Genomic DNA, 1,920 nt, shown 5'->3' with positions numbered 1-1,920 from the left:
GGATAGGTGCGGGTCTCGCCATTGTAGCGATAGGTGGCGCCGGGATTGAGCAGCATGTCGGCGATGCGCGCCACCGGAATGAAATCGCGGACACCGTTGCGGCCCTGCCCCAGCGTCGGCCCCGGCACGTCGTTGACGCGGCGGCCGTAATAGCCGATCGCCCCCAACGAATAGGCGTAGCCGCCGCCGGGCAGACCGATCTGGCCGAGCGCTGCCGCCAGCACCATGCCCATCCACACCGGTTGCTCGCCATGTTCGGCGCGCTGGAGCGAATGGGAGACGGTGATGAGCGCCCGCTTCCCGGCAAGGCGGCGGGCGAGCTTACGGATCGTCTCCGCAGCAACGCCGCAGATCGCGGCGGCCCATTCGGCGTGCTTTGCCTGCCCGTCGCTCTCGCCGGTGAGATAGCGCAGGAAGACCGGCCAGCCCTCGCTGTAGCGATCGAGAAAGGCCTGATCATGCATGTTGTCTGCGACCAGCGTGTGGACGATGCCGAGCATCAGCGCGGTGTCGGTGCCGGGCAAGCAGGGCATCCATTCGGCACCGGCCTCGACCGGCAGATCGTCCCGCAACGGGCTGACCAAAACGAACTCGCAGCCCCGCCGGCGCGCCGCGTCCATGGCGCCGCGCTCGACATGCTTGCTGATCGAGCCGCCGGCCACCATGGAGTTTTTCAGCGCCATGCCGCCGAACGCCAGCACGATCTCGGTCTCGGCCGCGATCTGCTCCCAGGTGATGTTGCGCTTGGTGATGTCCTCGTAACCCGCCAAGATCTGCGGCAGCAGCACCGAGGACGCGCCCGAGGAATAGGTGTTCACCGAGCGCACATAGCCGCCCATCGCGATGTTGAGGAAGCGATGCACCTGGCTCTGGGCGTGATGGAAACGGCCCGCGCTCGACCAGCCGTAGGAACCGCCGAACACGGCCCCGGGGCCGCGTGTGTCGCGGATGCGCGACAGCTCGTCGCCTAAGAGATCCAGCGCCTTCTCCCAACTGACGGAAACGAATTCATCGCGGCCGCGGCGGTCATCGGGACCGGGACCGCGTTCGAGCCACCCGCGGCGGATCGCCGGCTGGGCGATGCGCGCCTGGTGGCGCAGCGCGCCGGGGAAATTGTCGATGATACCGTTCGGATCGGGATCGCCCGCATAGGCCCTGACCTCGAGCCCGGCCGCGCCTTGACGCGCCGAGAACACGCCCCAGTGCGAGGTGTGCGGCTTGAAGCCGTCCGACAGGTCGAGGCCGGGATCGGGGAAGCCAATCGTCTCGCTCATCATCACGTCCTTATTCCAGCCCGGGGGGAAGGCAGGAATGCCGTTCCCGTCGCAATGCGCCGGACCAGTATACCGACCCGACCTTCCCGTGTCGTCGGGATCAGGACTGACAGAAACGCAGGGCGGCCGGGGCCAAACGGGCAACTTCAGTCGGAGGACGTCCCAACAGAGTGATAGGCGCGACCGAAATAGATCAGGTTGTCCGGGCGGCTGGATCTTTTCAGCGCCACGACCGGGCAGAACAGGACATCATGCGTGCCCACGGTGGCGACATCGGCAATGCGGCAATCGAACGCAGCCGCGCAGTCCGCGAGAACGGGCGCGCCGGTTTCGAGCGTCGACCACGTTGCCGCGGCGAACCGTTCCTGAACCGGCACCTTGCCGCCGAACAGCCGCGACAGCGGCTCGTGCCGCGCCGCCAACACATTCACGCACACGACGCCGTTCTGTATCACGCTCGCATAGGCCGATGACGTGCGGTTCAAACACACCAAAAGGGTCGGCGGATCGTCGGTGACACTGCACGCGGCCGACGCGGTGAAGCCGGCGCGGCCGGCGCGACCATCGGTCGTGACGATGTTGACCGCCGCGCCGAGGCACGCCATCGCATCGCGGTAGTCCTGGCCGCCAATCTTCGTCATTGCAG

Annotated in this window: 2 protein-coding genes; both read right to left on the bottom strand. The window is 67.1% G+C overall.

Annotated elements, in window-relative coordinates:
• A partial coding sequence (locus tag ACXJL8_RS39855) for a molybdopterin-dependent oxidoreductase (RefSeq protein ID WP_456686904.1) occupies nucleotides 1-1,274 on the bottom strand: 1,274 nt, incomplete at its 3' end.
• A gap of 146 nt (nucleotides 1,275-1,420) precedes the next feature.
• Nucleotides 1,421-1,915: a flavin reductase gene (locus ACXJL8_RS39850; protein WP_456623470.1), complete on the bottom strand. Its 495-nt coding sequence runs from the start codon at nucleotides 1,913-1,915 to the stop codon at nucleotides 1,421-1,423.
• Nucleotides 1,916-1,920 lie beyond the last annotated feature (5 nt).

Source organism: Bradyrhizobium sp. P5_C11_2, from assembly GCF_054049755.1.
The sequence above is the reverse complement of the archived record's forward strand: the minus strand, read 5'-3'. Positions and strand labels throughout refer to the sequence as shown.

What these genes read in the sequence shown, in the direction of transcription:
- ACXJL8_RS39850 (WP_456623470.1), bottom strand. Translation starts at nt 1,915, where the DNA reads ATGACGAAGATTGGCGGCCAGGACTACCGCGATGCGATGGCGTGCCTC.